Consider the following 19,994-nt stretch of genomic DNA (forward strand, 5'->3'; position numbering starts at 1 on the left):
GCTTGCGATCGCTGTATTGCTGCTCTGACGGCGTGCGTGGTCGTGTCGATTCCGTGACGAACTTGTCCCATAGGGCATCCTTCCATTCCAAAGAAAGGATCGCACCATCAAACCGTGGGATCAAACACTGCGTGCTTTCGCGCGTGGACAAGGGCGAGGAGCAGCTTGGCCGCTTCGTCCACTACGGCGCGGCGCAGATCTCCAACTACGCGCCGGTGGCGCGGCTTCATCTGGCCGATGGCGGCATGACGGTCGGGGCCATGTGCCAGGCGGCCATCGAGGTCAGCGACAACACCTGCGCGGATCTGCTCCTGATGAGCGTTGGCGGCCCGGCCGCGCTGACCCGCTTCTGGCGCGAGGAAGGGGACGAGGTGACCCGCCTCGACCACACCGAGCCGCGCCTGAATTTCTCGCCGCCGGGCGACCCGAGGGACACGACCACGCCCGCCGCCATGGCGGGCGACCTCCAGCGCTTCCTGCTGGGCGATGCGCTCTTCCCGGCCTCGCGCGCCCGGCTGACGGGCTGGATGCTGAACTGCCAGACCGGCGGGGCTCTGCTGCGCGCCGGGCTGCCCAAGGGCTGGAAGGTGGCGGACAAGACGGGCAACAACGGCAAGGACGCGCTGGGCGACATCGCGGTGGCGTGGCCAGCCCCGGACGGGCCGGTCGTCATCTGCGCCTACACCCAGGGCGGACAGCCGAAGCCGGAAATCCTGCCGCCCATCCTCGCCGGCGTGGGTCGGATGGTCGGTGCGGAATTGGCCTGACGCAAGATGTGAGAGGCCAAAGGGCTTCTCATCGGTGCGGGAAATGCTGGACAGTGACTATCCCGCTGGCCGCTTGCCGATATCCTCGGCCAGCCTGAGCAGGTATCCGTCGGGGTCCGTCACCAGGAACTGGTGCTGGCCGACCTCAACATCGCTTGCGCGGTACCATGCCTCCTCGGGCGCCATGAACAGCGGCCAATCGGCCCCGGCCAGGCGATCCAGGATCGGCTGGAGCGCCGGCACCTCGATCTGGAAATTGATGCTGCGGCCCAGCGGCGCCTCAAGCGGCCCGGTCACCCACTGGTCGTCCGCCGTGCTGCGCTGCTCAAGCATGACCTGGGCGCCGGCCAAGTCCAGGTAGGCGAAGCCGGCCTCAGGCCGGTCGTACGCCACGGAGAAGCCGATCAGGTCGCGCCAGAAGCGCAGGCTCGCCTCCAAGTCCGAGACCACAAGCTCCGGCACCAGCTTCGCCCAGCTTTCCATGCGCTCCTCCCACGTTCGACGGCACGGTCGCACGGCGGTCCGGTGGGGACAAGGCGGCGGGCTCAGCCCGGCGCCGCGCGCTTCCCACCGGGCGAACCGCGGCATTCCGGGCGCGCGTGCTTGAACTTCGTCGTGTTCTCTCCATGTGGGCCAGGGGCGGAAGCAGGCGTGCCGGGTGGGTGATTGGGCGCGTGAAGCCGAGAAATTGGCTGGCTTGATTGAAATCTCTCTCCGCCGTTAGGTGTTCCCATGCAATTGGCCCTCTACACATTCAGCCTCTTCGGTCGCCCGGCGGATGATCCATCAAACGATGGCTTCCACGAGCTGAATGACCTGATCTTCAAGGATGTGGACCGTGCGGAAGGGTTGCTCGCCCGCTCGGGCTATGCGTCCGACCCCGGGCCCGCGCCCTGGGGCGCGGAGGTATACCCCAAGTTCTACATCGACAGGGGAGACGGCTGGTCGCCGGCGACTTTGTCCCTCTGGAGGGATTTGGAGTCTGCTTTCGCCTTCACGTATTTTGGACTCCACGCGACGGCGTTGCGCCGTGGAAGGGAGTGGTTTGAAAAGCCCCACTGGCCCCCGTTGGCCCTGTGGTGGCATGATCGAAGCGGCCACCCGCAATGGAGCGATGGTGTTGCCCGGCTGGAAGCCCTGCATGCCCAGGGGGCAACCTCCAGCGCATTCAATTTCAAGCAGCCGTTCGATCAGTTAGGGCAGCCCACGAAGCTCGACATGTCGCGCGTCCAAGCCATTGAAGCGAGGCGTGGAAAATAGGGTTGAAGGCCTAGTGTCAGGCCGGGGCCACGATCGTCTTGTGGGTCGTCCAGCGGCAGAGTGGCCGCGTTCCGCGTACGCCGCAGCTTCCCACCGGGCGGCCGGCGGCGTTCCGCGACCAATGAGGGGATAGTGGTGGGCCGGGCCAAAACGCCAACGGGCCGGTCCTTAAGGACCGGCCCGTTTTCGCTTGTATTTCAATGAATTCCGTGGCGCGCCCGAAGAGATTCGAACTCCTGACCCTCAGATTCGTAGTTTGTGGAATTGCAGGATGAGATGTGGCGTTTTGAAGCCTTCGTTATGGTTCATCGGAATCGCTCAGTCACCACATACCATGCACAATGCTGGTGCACAGCGAGAGGATTGCCACAAGCCTTCTCTGGGGGAATGCGGTGGGAAGGGGGCAACGGACAGGGATTTGGGCTTGTGTGGCCTGTGCTGTAGTCTGAATCAGCTACGATTTCCGTCTGCCAATGCCCTTATCCGTGTTGGCATCGACGGTTATACCATAAAAAGAGACCATCGCACGCTAACCGCTGAAGATATCTCTTCAAAGAGGGTATAAATCAATTTCATTCTGCGGATGGCGAGGTTTGCTCGTTTCGTTCTTGCGTGCTTTTATCAAGCGCCTCACGCGCGAGGCCGATAATCCCCTCCCAGGTTGCAAAAATCCGTTCAAGGTCATTCTTTGCTGTCGGTTTGGAAACATCAAAAAAAAAGTCTTGTTCGAACGCTGCCGTGTTATCTGTCACGTAACATTTGGAGTAGCGATTAACTTTGTTGAATTCATTCGCTTGACTAAAATCGAAATTGTCCTCAGCACCTATCGTAAAACCCAAATACATTTGAATCGAGTCATCGTTATATGGGAAAACTCCGACATTCCAACCGGACATGGAAGTGCTAATCAAGTCATCTGTGACTAGCGCCTTATAACCTAGTTCTTGGATAAGTGTGGCAATCTCGTCGAGCTTTGTCATCGTTTTGCTCCTTTGTTTGCCCGTTTTTTGACGTCAAGCTGCAAGCGTTAGCTTACCATCCGTCTGATTAAGAAGGGCTGGCTTTTTGGGCATAGCCTCGATAGACGGCACTACGCTTTGCCTGAGTGAGTCGTGGGGGGCATACTTACGGGCTAGATTTGTTAGGTGCTGCCGATTCATCTGTTCTAGAGGTGGGGCGGGCTGGCCGGCAGGCAATGCGTTTAGTTGCTGCCCCTTCACTCCCCGCCAACGGCGTACTTTTTTCTCTTGTTCAAGCCGCTTCAGCACGCGGGAAATCACCGCTGGTTGCTTGCCAGAACGGTCTACGAGGGCAGTATTGCTCATCGGCGTGTTGGCTTGTCGTAACAGCTCCAGAAGGAGAGAAGGTACGTCTTTTGATGCATCCTCCTCTGTTCCCACACCAACGCGCACAGGTCGTACGCGGGCCGCCAGAGCGGCAGTGCTTACATCGGCGCGCAACTGCCAAGCAAGCGCCGCTTCATCATATGCCATTGGCAGATCGGCTAGTAGCTCTAGACGTTGTCCGGCTTGCAGCAACGCATTTGCGGCAAGCCGAATTGCCTTGGGGTCGTCCTGTAGGAGACTGTCCAACACGATGCCTTTCAGTCTATCGATATAACGACGTGCCTTTTGCCAGTCGCTGCGGGACACAGCTTCGGTGAGGCCAGCTCGCATTGCTTCGATTGATTGGATTTTGCCCATGGTAATCCCTATATCGCTCAACGCACAATTGACATCAATTGACACCACAAAAGTTAATTATTTATTAACGAGAAAATCGTGACTGGCGCAACCCCCCTAACGGATCCCTCGGATGCGCTTGCTGTACTGGCGAGTGCAATGTTCCACAGCCCGTCCTTCGCCCCCGAGACTCTCCTAAAGGAGCTTGATCGCCTTGATTTGGATATGGTTCCTCCAGATGAATGGCTTATTCCAAGCGCCGAACTCTGCGCCGAAGTAGCCGAATCGCTTGGCGATTGGCCGCCTGCAACGCCTACGACGGCTAAGGATTTCGCCCTCTGCGCCGCAGCGCTGCAACGGCTGGACCGCTGGCATCGTCCATTACTTCCTTCCGAGGTCACCCTGCACCGCCTACCTGACCACGAAGCCCATCTCGACCGGATGGCGATGGAGGATCGATTCAACACCAACCTCCAGCATGGGACGATCATCGCTCGCCAGGCTTTTGGTAGCCCTTTTTTGCGGCTTGACGACTCCGAACTTGACTGGGCCGCAGCCCCGAGCACCTACTCTATAATATGCTCGTTACTCGATATCTGCGTTTTTCTGCCGGCCGTAGTGATGGCTGGAGCCGCTGATGCTGCAAGCAGTACCGAGGGTAGCCGTCCCATAGCATTAGTTTTTCGCCGTTTCCCGCCCGAGGAGATTGGCATTCTATGGCCAACGGATGCGTTTAGGCTTGCCCTCGCACCCGTTGTTGAAACAGACGCGGATGCGCGACTTTGGGTGCAGGGGGATCGCTATGCGATCGAGCTTGCCGTCCCTCTAACGCGCCTTGAAGCGATCTTGCGTAAAACATTTGTAAATCGCGCGCATATGCTGCTGTTGCCGGAAATGACGGTCGATGCCGATCTCCTCCCTGATTTTATTAAAAAATTCAAAGCCCTTAGGCGCGAATTTGCCCTGGCCGACGATGGTGAGGTGCCTCGCCTTAGCCTAATGCTGATCGGTGTGATCGAGGCGCCCAAGGTGTCCGGCGGTATGCACCGCAACTACGTCGCAGCGATCAGCGCCAGTGGCAAAATTTTGTTCACCCAGGATAAGCTTTCTCACTGGAATCTGGATGCTGTTGCTCAATCTCGCTTTGGAATAGACGGCCAACATTACCCCATACCGCTATATGAAAATACCTCGCCGGGCATCAACGTGCAGATAACCGAATTCGATGGGTTCGGTCGCCTGATGGCCCTGATATGCGCGGATATGTCGCACAATATGCCAGGCGACTGGATTTCCGACAATATTGGGCTCGACTGGCTCTATGCCCCGGTTATGGATGGCTCTACCTGTGGTCGCCAGGGGTGCTTTCCCTGGATCGTACAGCGCGCGCTACGCGTCTGTGATCGTGCAGGGACCATTGTAATGGTGACAAACAGTATGGTCATGACCCATTGGAACAACCAAGTCATTGCACGCCACCGAGCAGACCCATCCTACCCCTACAAAACGTATGAGACCTGCGGTATTGGGCTTATCGCGCGGCGAGACGGCCGTGAAACTGTCATCCAACACACCGAGATCGACTTGCTTGCGCCGGAGTCACCCATTCTACGTATCATAGACTGGTCCATGGGCTGGACTCCCCCTCCGGCGGCTTAGACGGGGAAATACGTGAAATTGGCTGAGTGCTTCTCCAGCACCCGGGTTGCGTGGCTAAAAACGAGGCTGGTGGTCGCAGCACAAGTTACAGCCTACCTCGGCCAAGCTGGGCGTGGCACAGTGGTGACTATTAGTTTCCATAATGCCGGTTCTGCAGCGGGCGCAGCCGCCCGCCCGTTTTCGCCCAACGCTTGCACGCTCCCCGAAATCAGCGATCCTGGGCGCCATGCCAGACACGCAAAATGCTCACCAAGTCAGCCGCGGCATCGACTTCATACACGATGAGGTAGGGCCAAATGGCGACCAACTCGCGGGTGCCCGTTGCCAATCCCGGGCGCCCCCTGTGAGGAAACAGCGTGAGACTGTCACCCGCGAGGACAAGGGCTTGCAGCAGGTTCGCAGCTGCATGCGGATTCAATGGCTCAAGATATTCGATGATCGCATCCCGATCATCGAGCGCGCTGGGACGCCACTCGACCTTCACAGCTTAATGCTTGGCAGTCTTGAGTTTCAGGCGCTCGATTTCGCGCAACATATCAACCCGCACCTGATCGTGCGATACGCTAGGGCGGTGATCCGCACGCGCTTCCGCAACAGCAGCTTCAAGCAGCTGGCGTTCGGTTTCAAGATCGGGATCGGTAGGCTGGGTAGCTTGGCTCATGAGGGCTTTATAGCACATTGGGGGCCTAGGGGACCAAAAATCTGGCTCGCAAGACCGGGCCGCGCTCCCATGAATCAGGACAAGGTCACTAGGTCGAGGCTCGTGCGGAGATTAAGGGCCATATTCACCGCATTTTGTGCGGAGAATATAATTGCGTGATATGGTGGTTCTGGCCATAATCTCCGCAGAAAGTGCGGAAAATGACAGTCTATATCCATCAGCTGCCGGGTTGGCCAAAATTTCACTGGGACCAGGACGCCATCCTGGCCCCGCTGGCAGCGGTGCGCCACCACCAGGGACGGCTGATCGGCCGCATGGAGACGCTGGGATTCCCATTACGCGCTGAGGCGGTGCTGCAATCCCTGACCGAAGAGGTGATCAAATCCAGCGAAATCGAAGGTGAGACGCTGGACCGCGAACAGGTCCGCTCATCGGTCGCGCGCCGGTTGGGCATGGATATCGGCGCTCTCGCTCCGGTCGACCGGCATGTGGAGGGCGTGGTCGAGATGATGCTCGACGCCACCCAGAACTACGCGGCCTCGCTAACCGCTGAGCGGTTATGCTCGTGGCAGGCCGCTTTGTTTCCCACGGGGCGCAGCGGTATAAACCGTATTACGGTCGGTGCCTGGCGAACCGATGAAAGTGGTCCCATGCAGGTGGTCTCCGGTCCCCTCGGGCGCGAGCGTGTCCATTACCAAGCACCCGCCGCGGCCAAGCTGCCGGCCGAGATGGACGCCTTCCTCGCCTGGTTCAATGCGCCCGGCGAGATTGACCCGGTCCTCGGCGCCGCCCTGGCCCATCTGTGGTTCGTCACCATCCATCCGTTCGATGACGGCAATGGCCGCATCGCCCGCGCCATCGCCGACATGGCGCTGGCGCGCTCCGAGCGGACGGGCCAGCGATTCTACAGCATGTCGGCCCAGATTCGGGTCGAGCGCAACGCCTATTATCAGGTACTGGAGGCCACACAGAAAGGCGACCTCGACATCACGCCTTGGATCACGTGGTTCCTGGGCTGCCTCGATCGCGCTTTCACCGCGGCGGAGATCGTTTTGGAAGCCGTCCTGCGGAAGGCCAGATTTTGGGAGGCACAGGCTGGTACCTCGCTCAGCGACCGCCAACGCGGGATCGTCAACCGGCTGCTAGATGGGTTTGTGGGCAAGCTCACCTCGTCGAAATACGCCAAGCTCGCCAAATGCTCGCAGGACACGGCGGGCCGGGATATCCAAGACCTGATCGCGCGCGGTATCCTTATGAAAGACGAGGCCGGCGGGCGGAGCACCAGCTACAGCCTGCGTCTTCCACAGCCATAGGTGACGCAGCGACCCGAGCTGATGATGTGTAAGTTGCGTCAGATATTAGGCCGGCAGGAGGTGCATCCTGCCGGCCATTTCTTTGTACCCGGTTCCGCAAGAGAAAAGGCACGACGCCAACATTGTTGCCTCAGGCAACTTTTGGTGGAGACGAGTTGTCAGATGACTTGCGGACCGCTCAAATTCACTATGGTATCGTGTCCGGCTTGAAGCTGGCCGAAATGGGCCCGCGGCGCAACCGGGTACGAAGATAAGCTGCCGCTTCATCAGACACGCGTTCGGCAATCAGCTTTTCTCCCTCTTGTAATGATTTTTGGACATTTTCCGCGACGGTTTTATAGGCCGGTGTGGGGCTCACGCCGGTATGGGAGTTGGATTTCTCGTATCCTGGAGACCATGTTGCCCACGACCAAAGGTTATGACCCTCGTACTTCTCCTCTGAGAGAACGTCGTCCAACTGTTTATGGGCGTCAAATATCGATATCTGGCGCCCGTATAGGCTCTGCGAAATGGGTCTGATTCGTGCCGCTAGTTCTATTTTGAGCTTTCTAGCTTTCGGCGACTGCACTCCGGTATCTACATCACGGCCGGCAAGGAGATCGAGAAGCCAGTACGAGATATCTATTCCTGAATTCTGGATTAGAATCTCAAATGATCGCATCGCCCGTTCTTTTCTCTCAGCTCGATTGCCAAGATCGAAACTGTAGACGCGTCCTCGCCACCAGACCTCACATTTTTTCTGACCGTCCATGTCCGTCACATGGATATCCAACGGGCGCTCTGATCTGAACTCAGCGCAAAGAGCCCTGTATAGCTGATCTTGGTCGAGCTCGATTTCCTTATATACTGGCCTGCCAATGAGTAGCGCGTCGTCTGGCACTTCGTAATCATCGTCGATGCATTCTGCTTCTGCGTCGGCGTAGCTGATATTCATGCGCATCCAAGTCTGGGCTGCGATAGGAGTACGACCCCGCCGTACGGACCCAGCCCCGTTGCGCCGCTCGATCGATGTCTCGGCTGTCGTCGCTGTGCCTTCGGTCCAGATTATTCGCTGCAGCCAGTCATGAACGGCACAGACACGAAGCTCAGCCTGGGACGATGCACCATTGCCGTGCTCGCGGTCATGCAACAGCACCGTTAACTGCTCGAAGTCCGGCACGCGCGGTGTGCGTGCGATCGGCACGGGCGACTTGAAACTGCCATCCCGTCGGCTTGGCATTTGGGCTGGCTTGAAGCGGCGCGCATAGCCCGGACCGGTAGCAGCCGGAGCTGGAGGTAAATCCATTGCTTCGTCCTGGCCGGGCAACAGGCCGAGACACTGCTGTACTGGGACCTCATCCTTGTCCTCAAACCACGCAAGCACCCACCGAAAAGCTTGGTCAAGCCGTATCGGCCGAACGGGTTGAGGGTAAACAGGCTCTGATTTCGTTCTGGTCATGCTCAGGTATTCGTAGTCGGAAAATATAGTCGGCGCGGAGAGTAGCAGGTTATCCAAATCCTACAATGCGCCGCTCGATTGGGTGGCATATCTCCCCCCTTCCTGACGTGCGCATTCCCGCGTCTCAGTTGGAAGGAGAAAAATGTACGACCAAAATATCGAACCGATTTCATCGGTTGTCCCGCACATCATGTCCGCCGCGACAGCGGGCAACGAAAGGTTGCTCCAGAGCAACCTTTCCAATGCTCCATTGATACAGCCCCAAGTGGTTTCCGAAGACGGGAGCGCAGCCGTAGAGCAGGCAGCTGTGAAAGCTTATAATTGCGACGCCTATGCGTCCTGTGTCGCGAGCGCACAGCTTCCCTATGAATCGGAGAAGGAAGCAATGCGGCATCGGTATGCACACCTCCAGAAAGTGGCGCTCACGATTGGACATCCCCGCTTCGATCTCATCGAGTTCGTCAAAGCCGCGGGCAAAAAGCCGACGAAAGCGACACAGGCAAGCCCGTATCAAAAAGTGATCCAGCTAACGGATACGGGGATCAGCAAGGATGCAGCAAGCAAGCGAGGTGCGGCATTGGGTTGGGTGCTGACCCAGTGTGGGAGCGCGTCAGGCGTCGCCGAATACTTTGAGAAAAACGGCGGAATTTCGAAATGCTACGATGCCGCTTTGCAGGCGAGACGGGAGCAGGAAGCCAGCACGAGGTCTCAACCTCCGCGTGGGCGCGCTAGGTCGAACGACGTTGCTAGACCGCCAAGCATCCCTGTTACCGGATTACCCGTTGGCGTGAACGGTGAGTTCACCTTTTTGATTCGTCTAACTGATGGCTTCGGTGAGGTGATCGCTACTGTGTCCGCTGACACAGGCGATCAAGAAGCCGTTCGACCGACATCGCAGTCTGCGCCTAGTGAGGTTGCTAATCCGAGTGCCACGCCGTCATCCGATGAAAGCGACGATGGAGCGTCGACCGCTAACCTTACTGATTCTGTAGGCGAGCAGAAGACCACAACAGAAGCCATCCCCCAATCACCGGTGGAGCCTGAGCCAGAGCAAGCCTCTGGTGCCGGCGATGCGGCCGATAGTGCCGTGCAGGTTCAAATCGACGAAACTGAAGATGAGAAGGAGCAAGTTTGAGCACATTCATCAAGACGAGCAAGGGCGGCCGCATCCTGAAGGGGATGATCGGGGCTATGACCCGGAGCGGGAACACGATCTTCGTTAACGATCAAAAGAACGACCTGATCGTTGCGCTGAAGTTCGATGACGAAACGGAGGCGGAGGTAGAGCTCCTCAGCCTGAACGAGCAGCTCGATGCTGTCGACGATGCGGTCCTCAGGGGCAAGCGGCGCCCGTAATTGCGGCGCCTTGGCCGGCGGCAACCGCCGCCGGCCTTTATCATTTGAGGTCAAAATGAGCGATCAAATCACATCATTACCGAACAGCAGTGGCGACGCTGAAGAGAATCAACGAGCATATTTCGTAAAGATGAAAAAGAAACATGCGGTAAAAATCAAGAAAGATAGAAAGTGTCGGAAGTCGGATGGGGTAATAAGTAATCCGGACGACACCGGCATAATCATGGAATCCGCCCTGGTGTTTGTCGGGTTCGATACCGAGTGGTGTAAACATCCGCAGCGGAAGAAATCACAGAACATCGTCCTCGCCTACGGGCTGTCGGTTGTGTGCGGCGAGAAAACATGCTCGGTTGTCGTCACGCCGAGCGGCCCCGAGCGGAGGCACCGGCTGTCTCTTGGGCTGCTGCTCGGCCGCGCGCTGCAGGGGGCCATCGACAAGGGTGTGCTGCCGGCGATGCCGGAGCGCGTCGTCGTGGGCGTTCATTTTGGGCGTGGTGACTTCGCTGCGTGCCGGGATTTCGGGAGGCTCAAGCCTCAGTTGGCGGCGGTCAAGGGCACTCTTGCTTCCGGCGGGCGCGATGCGGTTCTGGCTTTGGAAACCGAGGCCCAGACGGGCGTGCCATTCGAGCAGCTTCCCCGGGTGCCGTATAGTGAGCGGGATGTTATAGCGCTGGATCGCAATCGGAACGCGACACAGTTGCGAGTTCAGTTTCTGGATACGCACAATCTAGCCCCGGAAGGGGCATCGCTGGAAGCCCTCGGCGCGCTCCTCGGTTACCCGAAAATCAGACTGCCCGACGGTTACCATGCCAGCGGGATGGACGTATTTCAGGCTGAGCAGCCTGCGTTGTTTGATGCTTACCTGCGCCGCGACGCCGAAATCACGGCGCGCTACGCTCAACGCTTCGCCATGTTCTGCACGGAGCGGCTAGGCCTACCCATGGTGCCGGGCACGCTGGGCGGGGCCGCGGTGATGCTTTTTAGGCGGATGCTGAAGCAGGGCGGCATCGACGAAAGCGTGCTGTTCGGCACGCGATTGGTGGAGCGAACGCGGTATTTGAAGGCCACCGGCAAGATGATCACGGTGCGGGAGAGGCTCCCGACCTTTGCCACCCGGCTCATCAACGAGGCAGCCGGCGACGCTTACCACGGCGGTCGCACGGAAACTTTCCTGACGGGGCCAGTGCACGCCGGCGACTTGCTGCGCGACATAGACCTGCGCTCGGCCTACCCGAGCGCCATGGCGGCCATCGGTGTGCCGAATTACAGCAGCGTGCGCATCGTCCGGGAGGGGGATGAGGGGGCGCTGGAGGCATTCCGGGTCGACGTCCTGGGCGTAGCCGAGGTGGAATTCGAGACGCCCCCGCATATCCGCTTCCCCGTGTTCGGCGTGCGCACCCGGCACGGGTTGATTTTTCCAAAGCGCGGTACGGCGGTCGCGACGGCGCCGGAGATCGCTTCGGCCATTTCGCTCGGCGTATCGGTCAAGATCACACTCGGCGTCGTCATCGAATGGGACCGCGCTACGCGGCCGTACGAGGATTTCGTCGTGCAGATGGCCAAGCTCCGCGAGAGCTTCAAGCAGGATGGCCGCGACACGCTGGAGAGCAAGACCGTCAAGGTCATCACAAACTCCCTCTACGGCAAAACCGCCCAGGCCGTGCACAAGAGCACGGCCTTCGATATGCTGACCGGCGGCAGCAAGCAGCTAAAACCCTCTGCGGTGACCTGCGCCCCCTTCGCGGCCTACACAACCGGTCTGGTGCGGGCCGCCATCGCCGAGATGCTGAATTCGATCCCGGCCCATCGTCAGGTGGTGAGCGTGAGCACCGATGGCTTCCTGACCGACGCCGCACTGGATGAGATTGCCGTCGACGGTCCTGCCGCCCTTGTGCTGGGCGAGGCGCGTGGGCGCCTCGCCCAGCTGACTGGCTCTGCTCGGCGCGAAGCGCGCGCCGAGCTGCTGGAGATCAAGAAGACGGCGGAGGAGGTCATCGCCTTCCGCAACAGGGGCATCGCGACGACGGGCCTCCCGGAGGGTGAGCAACCGATTCTGGCCAAGGCCTCGGTGAAAGTGCCCCGGGAAGAGAACGCCAATGAGTGGATGCTTGGGCTGTATCTCGGGCGCACACACGAAACGCGCGTTAAGCGCCACGATCTCATTTCGCTACGTGATCAGATGACGCGCGGCACTGATCTGGTGGGGTTTGACCACGACCTGCGCGTCAGCCTGGAACCCGACATGAAACGGCGCCTGAGTGATGGCCGCATGGCCGAAATCAAGTGCGGCACGCATGCCGGCCAACGCCACTTGGCGACAGAATCAGATGCCTTTGAAACGGTCGAGGAAGCCCTGATGGAGCGTCAGGTTTTCGAGGCCTGGCGCGACCAAAAACAAGGCGTACTGAAGACCACGGAAGACTGGGCGGCCTGGAAAGAATTTAGGGCGGCAATGCTGGCGCGCAAGAGGTCGGGGGCAAGCGTGAAGGTTACCAAGGGCGGCGGGACGGACGTTCTCAAGCGCCAGGTGCTGCGCGCGCTGGTGCGCGGGATGTGGGGGTTGGAGCTGGGCCCTATGAGCTACCAGGAGGTGGCTGCGTGGCTTTCCACGGCGGGTTTCGAGACCAGTATCAACGAGGTGAAGAACGGTGCGCGCAAAGGCAACGAGCCCGTTGCCGGCGTAGTGGGAGCATCAGCCGGCGTGGTGCCGTTGTTGCGTGCGATCATCGCGGGCTTCCCAAGCGTTGAGTGGGTGCGCTTCTTCGCGCCCGAAGACGCGGAGAGGATGGTCCAGCTCCTTGCCGAGGTCGGCAATCCGTGACCATCGCCACCCTGAACAAGGCGCTACTACGCAACCTGCCTGCTGTTCCTGCCGGCACGGCGAGGCTTCGCATCGTGGATGCTCAACTGTCGGGATTTCACATGGAGCTCTCCGCGACCGGCGGAATCACCTACCGGCTACGCTACCGCAACGCGCGCGGGCGGGTGCGCGACATCAAGCTGGGGAAGCACCCGGAGCTGACGCCGGAGGAGGCGCGGAAACTCGCGCTGAAGCATAAGGCGGATGTTTGGCGCGGGGGCGACCCCGCGGCGGAGCGCGATCGCCTCCGCGCCATTCCGACCTTCGAAGCTTTTGTCAGAGAGCACATCCTGCCGCACGCGAAAGAGACGCTGCTTTCCTATGTCGAGGTCGAAGGGCTGATGCGGCTGCGCGTGGTGCCGGCGCTGGGCAAGCTCCAACTGGACGAGATCACGCCTCTGCATGTCGCCAGGTTTCGCAAGGGGCTGATCGACGAGGGGCTGTCCGCGTCGCGCGTGAATGCGCACCTGGCCGCGCTGCGCCGCGCCTTCAACCTGGCCATCGAGTGGCAGTTCTTCGAGGGGCGGAATCCCGCGGCTTCGCCGGGGATGCTGCGCACGGAAGGGCGCGAGATGTTCCTGGACGCCGCGCAGGTGAAGGCGCTGCTCCTCGCCCTTGCGGCCGACCCCGACCAGGGTGCGGCCTCGGCCGTGGCGCTGCTCGCGCTGACCGGCGCGCGCAAATCCGAGATTCTTCTGGCACGCTGGTCCTGCGTGGATTTCGACCGCCGCATCCTCTGGGTGCCGCGCTCCAAGAGCGGGCGCCGTCGGCCGATTTTTCTATCCGACCAGGCCATCGCCGTCCTGAAGCTGCAGCCGCGCCAGCCGGGCGCGGAATTTGTCTTTCCGTCGCCCCGCCGTGAGGAGCAGGCGCTGTCCGAGCTGCGCGGGATTTGGGCGCGCGCGAAGCTCGCGGCGGGCCTGCCGGAGGATCTACGCCTGCACGACCTCCGCCACACCTTCGCCAGCCTGCTCGCCAACGACGGCGTGCCGCTCTACGATATTGGCAAGCTGCTCGGGCATACGCAGCTCTCGACAACGTCCCGCTACGCCCACCTCCAGGCCGACCGCCAGCTCGAGGCCGTCAATTCCGTCGGCCGGCTTGCCGCCGTTCACCCGGAAGAAGGCCCACCTGCGCGGTCCGCACACAACGATAATGACGAGCAGGATGCCGCGTAGAGTATCTAATTTCGAGACGGAGACGGAGAAGGGGGGCAGCATCATTCGACGCTGCCCCCTTCTCTGTACTTGTCCCTTTAGGATGATGTCCGTTGGGTTGCCAGAGTTCAGCCCCGCGTAAGCAGGGCCTCGATGGCGGCTACGATTGCTTCCTCGCCCGTAACTCCACGGCGCGCCACATATGCCTTGAATCGTACATACAGCTCGGTCGGCAGGGAGGCACCCACGCGCCGTCCAGAGGCGCGTTTCGGTACCCTGATTTTTGGCTCCGCGAGCGGTGTCGCTTCGCCCTTGGTGTGCAGGAGCGGCCGATCCGCGTGGTCGAACTGTTTCACGGCACCCTCCCCAACAGCGCGCTGACCTCGGCCCACAACGCCGCGAGTTCGCGCGCCGCGGCACCCGTCGGTTCGGCCTCAAGGGCCGTCGATCCCTTGCGCATCGCCTCGGCGATCGCCACGCGATGGTGGACGACCTGTCGCAGCAGGTGCCCGCGCTCCCTCAGTTCCTGCACGGCTCGCCCCGCCAGCCGGCTCTTGTGGATCGCCTGGTTGAGAACGAAGTGACGCGGGAGGTACAGCGTTTCCACGAATATCTCCGTCGTCTCGATGGCGTTCAAATCGAGCGTGCCCGGCCCGGTCGGGATCAGCACCAGGTCGGCGGTGGCGATGGCGTCGGCCAGAATGTCGGAGAACCCGGGCGGGCAGTCGATAATGATCAGGTCGAATCCCGCGGCCCTGGCGCCCGCCGTGTCGAACCTGAAATCGCCCTCCGGCTGGCGGAGCAGCTGGGGCTCCCTCTTATCGCGACAGTTCCACCAGGCGGTCAGCGAGCCCTGCGGGTCCAGGTCCACCAGCCCGACCCTGATACCGGGGCGGGCGGTGAGCGCTGCCGTGGCCAATGCCGCGGCGAGCGTCGTCTTGCCGACGCCACCCTTTGTGGCGGCGATCGTGATGATCTGCATGCTGTCAAGTCCTTCTGCTGTACGGTCGAGGGTCGCGCGTATGCGCGTTCGCCCAATCGCCTGTTAGGGCAGACGCATGTCCGCGCGGCACAACCGCAGTCGATCGGCAGGCGCGTTTACCCCGGCATGTGATTCTCCTTCGGGATGGAGCCTCCAAGGTCGCCCGGCCGGATGAGATGGATGTGTTGCCGGACGATCTGTCCCCTCGACGACGGCCCGTGCAGTTCGCCTCATACCCAGGGGAGAACGAAAACGACGTTGGCGCCTGCAACAGTAGTTTGGGCACGCCTGCCGATACACGCGCCCATCTGATCGATTTCATACATTCAGGAGATCCGCATGACGCAGACCACCACGCACGCCATTGCAAATAGGGCGCCGTTGGCCGCCCCGTTGCCCGCTCGTACCGCACGCGCCGCCGCAGAGGAAAGCGCGCCAGCCCCCGGCCGTCTGCTCACCGAGCGGGATGTCGCCAAGCACCTCGGTGTTACTCTCCCGACGTTGGCCAAGTGGCATCGGGCGGGCAAGGGCCCGACCCGCATCCAGCTGGCGCGTAACGTGACGCGCTACATCATGGAGGATGTGAAGGTCTACCTGGAGAAGTTGCGCACGGCACCGCCGGTGACCAGGTAGGCAAGAGGCGGGCTGCCTCACCGTTACAGCCCGGGTGCCAAACGGAATTTCATGAACAAGCCTGCCGTGACGCGGCGGCCTATCGCAACCAAGCCCCTGCCGCATCGGCGGCAGGGGCTTTCATATGGAGTTCAGCCATGACGGAATCAGGAGATGAGACACTGGCGGCGCTGGTGCACCGGCACGCCAAAGGCCACGATCTGCCCAGACACGTGCCGCATCTGCGCCTGGCCGACGCCCTGGCGCGCGGCGACGATCCTCTGCATCTGCTTCCATACTTCGCCGATCTGGGCACGAAGATCGAGAACCTGGAAGACCTGCTCGCCGCCTGCACCGATCCCGACGAGGAGGAAATCCAGGCCTACCGCGTCGAGGAGGGCATCGCCGTCTATCTCGTTCCGGATGGGCAATGGTCTGTCTTCACCAAATGAAGGAGGCGGCCATGGAATCCAGCGCCCAGACCGCATCCGCCAGGTCCCCATCCACCGCCGGAGACGGAAGCGGCCGCGACAATGTCGCGTGGCGCGCGACCAGCACCGGGCGGAACGTGGCGCTCATTTCCACCAGCCTGATCCCGGGTCGACCGCCGCGCCTTTGGGGCGCGGCGGTGGAGGTCGCGGATGGCGGCGCGTTCATTCGCCTCGCCGTTCTCAACGCTTTCGACGGCTGGACCGTGACCCAGCTTTTGGCCGTGGCGTTGGCCCGGTTCGAGGCGGAGCAGGCGCACGATCTCGGCGAATCTGTCCTGGCCGAGATCGTGCGCCACCTGGACCGCGCCGCCGCAATGCACCGCGAGCCGCAGGACGGCTGGGCGGTGCCGCCGGTCTCCTTCGAGCCGGCGCCGCCTGGCGGTCCGGCCTCGCCGTTCCCATGGAGCCTGGCCAGGGCTGGGCGGTTCGCCATCCAGATGTGCCCGGATGCCGAGGCGCGGCAGCGCGGCGTCACGCCAGAGCAGCTTCTGGTCCTGATCGAGATGACGCTGACCAACTGGCTGCCGGTCACGCCGTGGCGGCGGAGCTGCTGGGAAGCGCGGCGCGAGGTGCGCGCGGCGCTGGCGCTGGAGGCGGAACGGGTCAGGGCGCGCTGGGCGGCGCATGTGGCGGATTGCGACGCGGAGACGGACCCGGGCTGATCCGGCCCGCCCGGCTGGTTACTTCCTTCACTATTGATCAAGGAAGTTGCCCAGTACGGCGTGGCGCATCGGCGCCGACGCCCAACCGCTCAACCGCATGTGATGCCGTTGCCCAGGCCGTTGCCGGCCCGGGCGATCCATCCAACCCGAACCAGCAAGAAGCCCCGCCCGCAAAGGCGGGGCTTCCTGCGTCTGGAGCCCCATCATATGGACCGACACGAAACCGAAACGCTGGAGGCGCTGCTGCTGCGCTTCTCCAGCATCGAGAAGCTGCCCGATGTGCAGCGGATCAAATTCGACGAGGCCGTGCGCACCGGCGAGGACCCGCTCAAGATCATCGCGTATTTCGCCACGCTCGGCATCGCGGTGCGCGAGCCGGCCGACCTGTTCCGCCTCAACGACGATCCCAACGAGGAGGAGATCAACGCCTTCTGGATTCCCGAGGGCGTGGCTGTCTCCGTTGAAAGCGACGATCTGTGGCTGGTGTTCGAGGTGGACAGCGCCAGCGTGTCTGAGCTGTCGAACGGAACCAAAACGGTCCCGTCCGCCAGTACGGCGTCACATTCGCCGAGCCCGGCGGGAGGCGCATGCCGATGATCGATTTCTCCGACGACGAGATTCTCGCGGAGCGCCGCACCGCCGATGGCAAGCGCTTCCTGTACTTTCTCGGCACGGACGTGCTGCCCTACTGGGAGCAGCGCTTCTGGACGGTGGTTTTGGACACCGGCGCGGACGGGGAGGGCATTCCCGTCCGTTACGGCACCGTGGCCTCCGCCTCGGTGGGCTGGACGCTGCGCCAGTTGCTCTGCGTAACCAAGGCCCGCATGATCCTGGAGCAGGCAAGGGCGCCTGAAGGCGGCGCCCTGGAGGTGCTGGAGGCGCTGGGCAAGGCGATCCGGCTGCTGCCGCCGGGCGACACCCTGGGCGGCGGCGTCACCTTCGTGCCGGGCGTTCTGCCTTCGCCATATAGCTGGACGGAGGCGCGAAGCGGCGAGCTCGACCTCGTCCTCTGCCCCGACCCCGAGAGCCGTGACGAAGGCATCGTGCCTGAGCAGATCGTCATCCTTGTCGACGAGGCGCTACGGGAATGGGCGGAGCGGGCGCCGTATCTGCGCCGGCTTTGGACCTGCCGCAATGCTGTACGCGAAGCGTTGGCCGCCGAGATACGCCGCGTGCGGATCGCGCGCGGTGCGGCGGAAGATGCCGGCGGGGCAGGGTAGGGCGGAGAGACAGGCAGGAACTACCGACTGTTCGCCAACGCGCCCGATGCGTCCGTCGGGCGCAATTCTTCAAACCAAACCTCATCCCATGAAAGGAGACTCTTTGCCATGGGCACCGCCATCATCACGTCCGCCGCCTTGCGGAATTTGGCGCCCCTGCCTGCGGGGGTTGTCAAGTTCAGGCTGTTCGACAGCAAGCTGCACGGGTTCATCGCCGAGCAGCGCCGGACCACGATCACCCTGTATTTTCGTTTCAAAGACCAGCGCGGGCGCAGCCGCGAGATCAAGCTGGGGCGTCTGGGCGATGTTACGGCGGAGCAGGCGCGCAAGCGCGCCGAGCAACTGAAGGCCGAAGTAAGCCTCGGCGGCGATCCCGTCGCCGCCCGGGAAAAGCGGCGTGCCGTGCCGAGCGTGGCGGAGTTCACGACCGATCACTACTTGCCCCATGTGCGGGAAAGGTTGCGCTCGGCCCATAATATCGACGCCTATCTGCACCGGCGCATCCTGCCCGCCCTGGGCCGGAAGGCTTTGGACGAGGTGACGGTGACGGACGTGGCGGAACTGCGCCGCAAGCTGGTCGCGGAAGGCCTGGCGCCGGGTACGGTCAATCGTCATTTGGCGACGCTGCGGGCGATGTTCAATCTGGCATCGAAATGGGAGCTTTTCGAAGGGAGAAACCCCGCCGCTTCGCCCGGCATGCTGCGCGAGGAGCATCGCGACCGCTATCTCAGCCCGGCGGAAACGCAGGCGCTGGTGAAGGCGCTCGACGCGGACGAGGACCCCGTCGCGGCGGCGGCGCTGGCGCTGCTCATAGTCACCGGTGCCAGGCGCGGCGAGATCATCCTGGCCAAATGGGAGCAGGTCGATTTGGAGCGCGGCCTGCTTGTGGTGCCGCGTTCCAAGAGCGGCAAGCCGCGCTACATCCCGCTTTCGCCGGTGGCAAGCGGGATTCTCCGCCGCCAGGATTCCCTGCGCCGGCTGCTGGAGGCGGACCGGCTTGCCGCTCTGGCCGAGGCGCGGGCGGCGGGCACGGTGGTGGAGGAGCCAGTGCCCAATCCGCATGTCTTTCCGAGCCATCGCCGGCCGGGCAAGTCCATCGAGGGGCTGCGCGGCGTCTGGGCGCGGGCCAAGAAGGCGGCGGGTTTGCCCGCCGATCTGCGCATTCACGACCTGCGGCATTCCTTCGCGTCCGCGCTGGCCAATGCCGGCACGCCGTTGAACGAAATTGGCACGGTGCTGGGCCACACCCAGCTCAGCACGACGCAGCGTTACGCCCATCACAGTCCACAACGGCTGATCGCCACCGCCACCACGGCTTCCCGGGCCTGGAACCTGCTGCCGGAGGCCAAACAGGCCGAGGGTGCCACGGCGGAGGCGCAGGACGCGGCATAGCCCGAACGGAAGGGCCGGCCCCTTGCCACCACGGCCAGCCTCTAGAAGGAGAAGGCGCCGAAGCGCCTTCTCCAATCCAGAAATGAATCAAAACTCGAAAGGAACCACCATGCGGAACGAGAAGAACCAGATCGCGATCGGCGAGATTGAGCCACCAGACCAAGGGCGAGGGCCAGCTCCGTGGGGCAGAAGGCGCGGCCTGTGGAACCGCCTGCCGGCGGCGATGAAGATCATCCTCACCCTGCCGGTGGTGATGGCGCTGCTGGGCACTGAGGTCGAGCTGCGCTTGGCACCCCAGCTCGACCTCGTCCTCACCGCCGCCGGCGTTTGTGCCATGTGGGCATGGTTGTCCGGCGGGCCTTCGTCGAAGGTGTGAGTGCTGGAAATTTCAACGGTGCGCTGGGTGGTGACGCCCAGCGTACCTTCGGTACGCCTTTCTTTTTTCCTGCCAAGCAGAGAGGAGTGATCTTCTGCCAATCCTG

24 protein-coding genes are annotated in these 19,994 nt (G+C 62.0%); 15 read left to right on the plus strand and 9 right to left on the minus strand.

The window, feature by feature from the left end:
- Positions 1 to 62 precede the first annotated feature (62 nt).
- The gene (bla, locus tag AB7D48_RS03355; protein WP_427975907.1) at positions 63 to 767 is read left to right on the plus strand and encodes a class A beta-lactamase; all 705 of its coding nucleotides are present in this window, start codon (positions 63 to 65) and stop codon (positions 765 to 767) included.
- Between the two features lie 57 nt (positions 768 to 824).
- Here bla and AB7D48_RS03360 read toward each other — a convergent pair whose 3' ends face one another.
- Entirely contained in the window at positions 825 to 1,250 is a 426-nt protein-coding gene (locus tag AB7D48_RS03360; protein WP_427975908.1) for a bleomycin resistance protein, read from the minus strand.
- A 249-nt stretch (positions 1,251 to 1,499) separates the two neighbouring features.
- Here AB7D48_RS03360 and AB7D48_RS03365 point away from each other — a divergent pair, with 249 nt between their 5' ends.
- Positions 1,500 to 2,027, plus strand: coding sequence for a DUF3291 domain-containing protein (locus AB7D48_RS03365; RefSeq protein WP_427975909.1), 528 nt, complete (start codon positions 1,500 to 1,502; stop codon positions 2,025 to 2,027).
- 572 nt (positions 2,028 to 2,599) lie between these two features.
- Here AB7D48_RS03365 and AB7D48_RS03370 read toward each other — a convergent pair.
- Together AB7D48_RS03370 and AB7D48_RS03375 are read right to left on the minus strand one after the other, a co-directional pair.
- On the minus strand, positions 2,600 to 3,007 hold the full coding sequence (locus tag AB7D48_RS03370; RefSeq protein ID WP_427975910.1) for a hypothetical protein: 408 nt from the start codon (positions 3,005 to 3,007) through the stop codon (positions 2,600 to 2,602).
- 33 nt (positions 3,008 to 3,040) lie between these two features.
- On the minus strand, positions 3,041 to 3,751 hold the full coding sequence (locus tag AB7D48_RS03375) for a hypothetical protein (protein WP_427975911.1): 711 nt from the start codon (positions 3,749 to 3,751) through the stop codon (positions 3,041 to 3,043).
- A 117-nt stretch (positions 3,752 to 3,868) separates the two neighbouring features.
- Between AB7D48_RS03375 and AB7D48_RS03380 the strand changes: the two genes are divergently transcribed.
- Complete coding sequence (locus tag AB7D48_RS03380) at positions 3,869 to 5,368, plus strand: hypothetical protein (RefSeq protein ID WP_427975912.1); 1,500 nt, start codon at positions 3,869 to 3,871, stop codon at positions 5,366 to 5,368.
- A 208-nt stretch (positions 5,369 to 5,576) separates the two neighbouring features.
- Here AB7D48_RS03380 and AB7D48_RS03385 read toward each other — a convergent pair whose 3' ends face one another.
- Together AB7D48_RS03385 and AB7D48_RS03390 are read right to left on the minus strand one after the other, a co-directional pair.
- Positions 5,577 to 5,852 carry a type II toxin-antitoxin system RelE/ParE family toxin gene (locus AB7D48_RS03385; protein ID WP_427975913.1) on the minus strand — a complete coding sequence of 92 codons (276 nt, stop codon included), beginning with the start codon at positions 5,850 to 5,852 and terminating at the stop codon, positions 5,577 to 5,579.
- Positions 5,853 to 5,855: 3 nt separating this feature from the next.
- Positions 5,856 to 6,029, minus strand: a complete 174-nt coding sequence (locus AB7D48_RS03390) for a hypothetical protein (RefSeq protein ID WP_427975914.1) — start codon at positions 6,027 to 6,029, stop codon at positions 5,856 to 5,858.
- A gap of 200 nt (positions 6,030 to 6,229) precedes the next feature.
- On the opposite strand from AB7D48_RS03390, the gene AB7D48_RS03395 reads away from it, so the two are divergent.
- Positions 6,230 to 7,342, plus strand: a complete 1,113-nt coding sequence (locus tag AB7D48_RS03395; RefSeq protein WP_427975915.1) for a Fic family protein — start codon at positions 6,230 to 6,232, stop codon at positions 7,340 to 7,342.
- Positions 7,343 to 7,529: 187 nt separating this feature from the next.
- On the opposite strand, the gene AB7D48_RS03400 is transcribed toward AB7D48_RS03395, so the two are convergent.
- A complete protein-coding gene (locus tag AB7D48_RS03400) occupies positions 7,530 to 8,837 on the minus strand; it encodes a hypothetical protein (RefSeq protein ID WP_427975916.1) in 1,308 nt (435 codons plus the stop codon).
- A gap of 85 nt (positions 8,838 to 8,922) precedes the next feature.
- On the opposite strand from AB7D48_RS03400, the gene AB7D48_RS03405 reads away from it, so the two are divergent.
- From AB7D48_RS03405 to AB7D48_RS03420, 4 genes are read left to right on the plus strand one after another with little or no spacing between them, the layout of a single operon-like run.
- Positions 8,923 to 9,915 carry a hypothetical protein gene (locus tag AB7D48_RS03405; RefSeq protein ID WP_427975917.1) on the plus strand — a complete coding sequence of 331 codons (993 nt, stop codon included), beginning with the start codon at positions 8,923 to 8,925 and terminating at the stop codon, positions 9,913 to 9,915.
- A complete protein-coding gene (locus tag AB7D48_RS03410) occupies positions 9,912 to 10,136 on the plus strand; it encodes a hypothetical protein (RefSeq protein WP_427975918.1) in 225 nt (74 codons plus the stop codon). Before AB7D48_RS03405 ends, AB7D48_RS03410 begins: the two co-directional genes overlap by 4 nt.
- A 55-nt stretch (positions 10,137 to 10,191) precedes the next feature.
- Positions 10,192 to 12,957: a DNA polymerase gene (locus AB7D48_RS03415; protein WP_427975919.1), complete on the plus strand. Its 2,766-nt coding sequence runs from the start codon at positions 10,192 to 10,194 to the stop codon at positions 12,955 to 12,957.
- Positions 12,954 to 14,174: a tyrosine-type recombinase/integrase gene (locus tag AB7D48_RS03420; RefSeq protein ID WP_427975920.1), complete on the plus strand. Its 1,221-nt coding sequence runs from the start codon at positions 12,954 to 12,956 to the stop codon at positions 14,172 to 14,174. The genes AB7D48_RS03415 and AB7D48_RS03420 overlap by 4 nt, the downstream gene beginning before the upstream one ends.
- A 107-nt stretch (positions 14,175 to 14,281) precedes the next feature.
- Here AB7D48_RS03420 and AB7D48_RS03425 read toward each other — a convergent pair whose 3' ends face one another.
- On the minus strand, positions 14,282 to 14,509 hold the full coding sequence (locus tag AB7D48_RS03425) for a hypothetical protein (RefSeq protein ID WP_427975921.1): 228 nt from the start codon (positions 14,507 to 14,509) through the stop codon (positions 14,282 to 14,284).
- On the minus strand, positions 14,506 to 15,135 hold the full coding sequence (locus AB7D48_RS03430) for an AAA family ATPase (RefSeq protein WP_427975922.1): 630 nt from the start codon (positions 15,133 to 15,135) through the stop codon (positions 14,506 to 14,508). The genes AB7D48_RS03425 and AB7D48_RS03430 overlap by 4 nt, the downstream gene beginning before the upstream one ends.
- A 339-nt stretch (positions 15,136 to 15,474) precedes the next feature.
- Here AB7D48_RS03430 and AB7D48_RS03435 point away from each other — a divergent pair, with 339 nt between their 5' ends.
- Both AB7D48_RS03435 and AB7D48_RS03440 read left to right on the plus strand, forming a co-directional pair.
- On the plus strand, positions 15,475 to 15,768 hold the full coding sequence (locus tag AB7D48_RS03435) for a helix-turn-helix transcriptional regulator (RefSeq protein WP_427975923.1): 294 nt from the start codon (positions 15,475 to 15,477) through the stop codon (positions 15,766 to 15,768).
- Between the two features lie 137 nt (positions 15,769 to 15,905).
- Positions 15,906 to 16,199, plus strand: a complete 294-nt coding sequence (locus tag AB7D48_RS03440) for a hypothetical protein (protein ID WP_427975924.1) — start codon at positions 15,906 to 15,908, stop codon at positions 16,197 to 16,199.
- Here the strand turns inward: AB7D48_RS03440 and AB7D48_RS03445 are convergent.
- Positions 16,189 to 16,326 (minus strand): hypothetical protein, encoded by a 138-nt coding sequence (locus AB7D48_RS03445; RefSeq protein WP_427975925.1) that lies wholly within the window; start codon positions 16,324 to 16,326, stop codon positions 16,189 to 16,191. The genes AB7D48_RS03440 and AB7D48_RS03445 overlap by 11 nt on opposite strands.
- Here AB7D48_RS03445 and AB7D48_RS03450 point away from each other — a divergent pair.
- The 5 genes from AB7D48_RS03450 (at position 16,316) to AB7D48_RS03470 (ending at position 19,888) form a co-directional block, all read left to right on the plus strand.
- The gene (locus tag AB7D48_RS03450; RefSeq protein WP_427975926.1) at positions 16,316 to 16,900 is read left to right on the plus strand and encodes a hypothetical protein; all 585 of its coding nucleotides are present in this window, start codon (positions 16,316 to 16,318) and stop codon (positions 16,898 to 16,900) included. The two genes, AB7D48_RS03445 and AB7D48_RS03450, sit on opposite strands and share 11 nt — an antisense overlap.
- Before the next feature lie 207 nt (positions 16,901 to 17,107).
- Positions 17,108 to 17,497, plus strand: a complete 390-nt coding sequence (locus AB7D48_RS03455; protein ID WP_427975927.1) for a hypothetical protein — start codon at positions 17,108 to 17,110, stop codon at positions 17,495 to 17,497.
- Entirely contained in the window at positions 17,488 to 18,120 is a 633-nt protein-coding gene (locus AB7D48_RS03460) for a hypothetical protein (protein WP_427975928.1), read from the plus strand. Before AB7D48_RS03455 ends, AB7D48_RS03460 begins: the two co-directional genes overlap by 10 nt.
- A gap of 108 nt (positions 18,121 to 18,228) precedes the next feature.
- Positions 18,229 to 19,512, plus strand: coding sequence for a phage integrase (locus AB7D48_RS03465; protein WP_427975929.1), 1,284 nt, complete (start codon positions 18,229 to 18,231; stop codon positions 19,510 to 19,512).
- A gap of 109 nt (positions 19,513 to 19,621) precedes the next feature.
- A complete protein-coding gene (locus tag AB7D48_RS03470; protein ID WP_427975930.1) occupies positions 19,622 to 19,888 on the plus strand; it encodes a hypothetical protein in 267 nt (88 codons plus the stop codon).
- The last annotated feature ends 106 nt before the right edge of the window (positions 19,889 to 19,994 follow it).

The sequence above is a fragment of the Acidocella sp. genome (genome assembly GCF_050253495.1).
GTDB lineage: Bacteria > Pseudomonadota > Alphaproteobacteria > Acetobacterales > Acetobacteraceae > Acidocella.

Coding starts and splice junctions, on each gene's coding strand:
- AB7D48_RS03360 (WP_427975908.1), bottom strand. CDS start 1,250: ATGGAAAGCTGGGCGAAGCTGGTGCCGGAGCTTGTGGTCTCGGACTTG.
- AB7D48_RS03365 (WP_427975909.1), top strand. CDS start 1,500: ATGCAATTGGCCCTCTACACATTCAGCCTCTTCGGTCGCCCGGCGGAT.
- AB7D48_RS03370 (WP_427975910.1), bottom strand. CDS start 3,007: ATGACAAAGCTCGACGAGATTGCCACACTTATCCAAGAACTAGGTTAT.
- AB7D48_RS03380 (WP_427975912.1), top strand. CDS start 3,869: ATGTTCCACAGCCCGTCCTTCGCCCCCGAGACTCTCCTAAAGGAGCTT.
- AB7D48_RS03390 (WP_427975914.1), bottom strand. CDS start 6,029: ATGAGCCAAGCTACCCAGCCTACCGATCCCGATCTTGAAACCGAACGC.
- AB7D48_RS03395 (WP_427975915.1), top strand. CDS start 6,230: ATGACAGTCTATATCCATCAGCTGCCGGGTTGGCCAAAATTTCACTGG.
- AB7D48_RS03405 (WP_427975917.1), top strand. CDS start 8,923: ATGTACGACCAAAATATCGAACCGATTTCATCGGTTGTCCCGCACATC.
- AB7D48_RS03415 (WP_427975919.1), top strand. CDS start 10,192: ATGAGCGATCAAATCACATCATTACCGAACAGCAGTGGCGACGCTGAA.
- AB7D48_RS03430 (WP_427975922.1), bottom strand. CDS start 15,135: ATGCAGATCATCACGATCGCCGCCACAAAGGGTGGCGTCGGCAAGACG.
- AB7D48_RS03435 (WP_427975923.1), top strand. CDS start 15,475: ATGACGCAGACCACCACGCACGCCATTGCAAATAGGGCGCCGTTGGCC.
- AB7D48_RS03440 (WP_427975924.1), top strand. CDS start 15,906: ATGACGGAATCAGGAGATGAGACACTGGCGGCGCTGGTGCACCGGCAC.
- AB7D48_RS03445 (WP_427975925.1), bottom strand. CDS start 16,326: ATGAGCGCCACGTTCCGCCCGGTGCTGGTCGCGCGCCACGCGACATTG.
- AB7D48_RS03455 (WP_427975927.1), top strand. CDS start 17,108: ATGGACCGACACGAAACCGAAACGCTGGAGGCGCTGCTGCTGCGCTTC.
- AB7D48_RS03460 (WP_427975928.1), top strand. CDS start 17,488: ATGCCGATGATCGATTTCTCCGACGACGAGATTCTCGCGGAGCGCCGC.
- AB7D48_RS03465 (WP_427975929.1), top strand. CDS start 18,229: ATGGGCACCGCCATCATCACGTCCGCCGCCTTGCGGAATTTGGCGCCC.
- AB7D48_RS03470 (WP_427975930.1), top strand. CDS start 19,622: ATGCGGAACGAGAAGAACCAGATCGCGATCGGCGAGATTGAGCCACCA.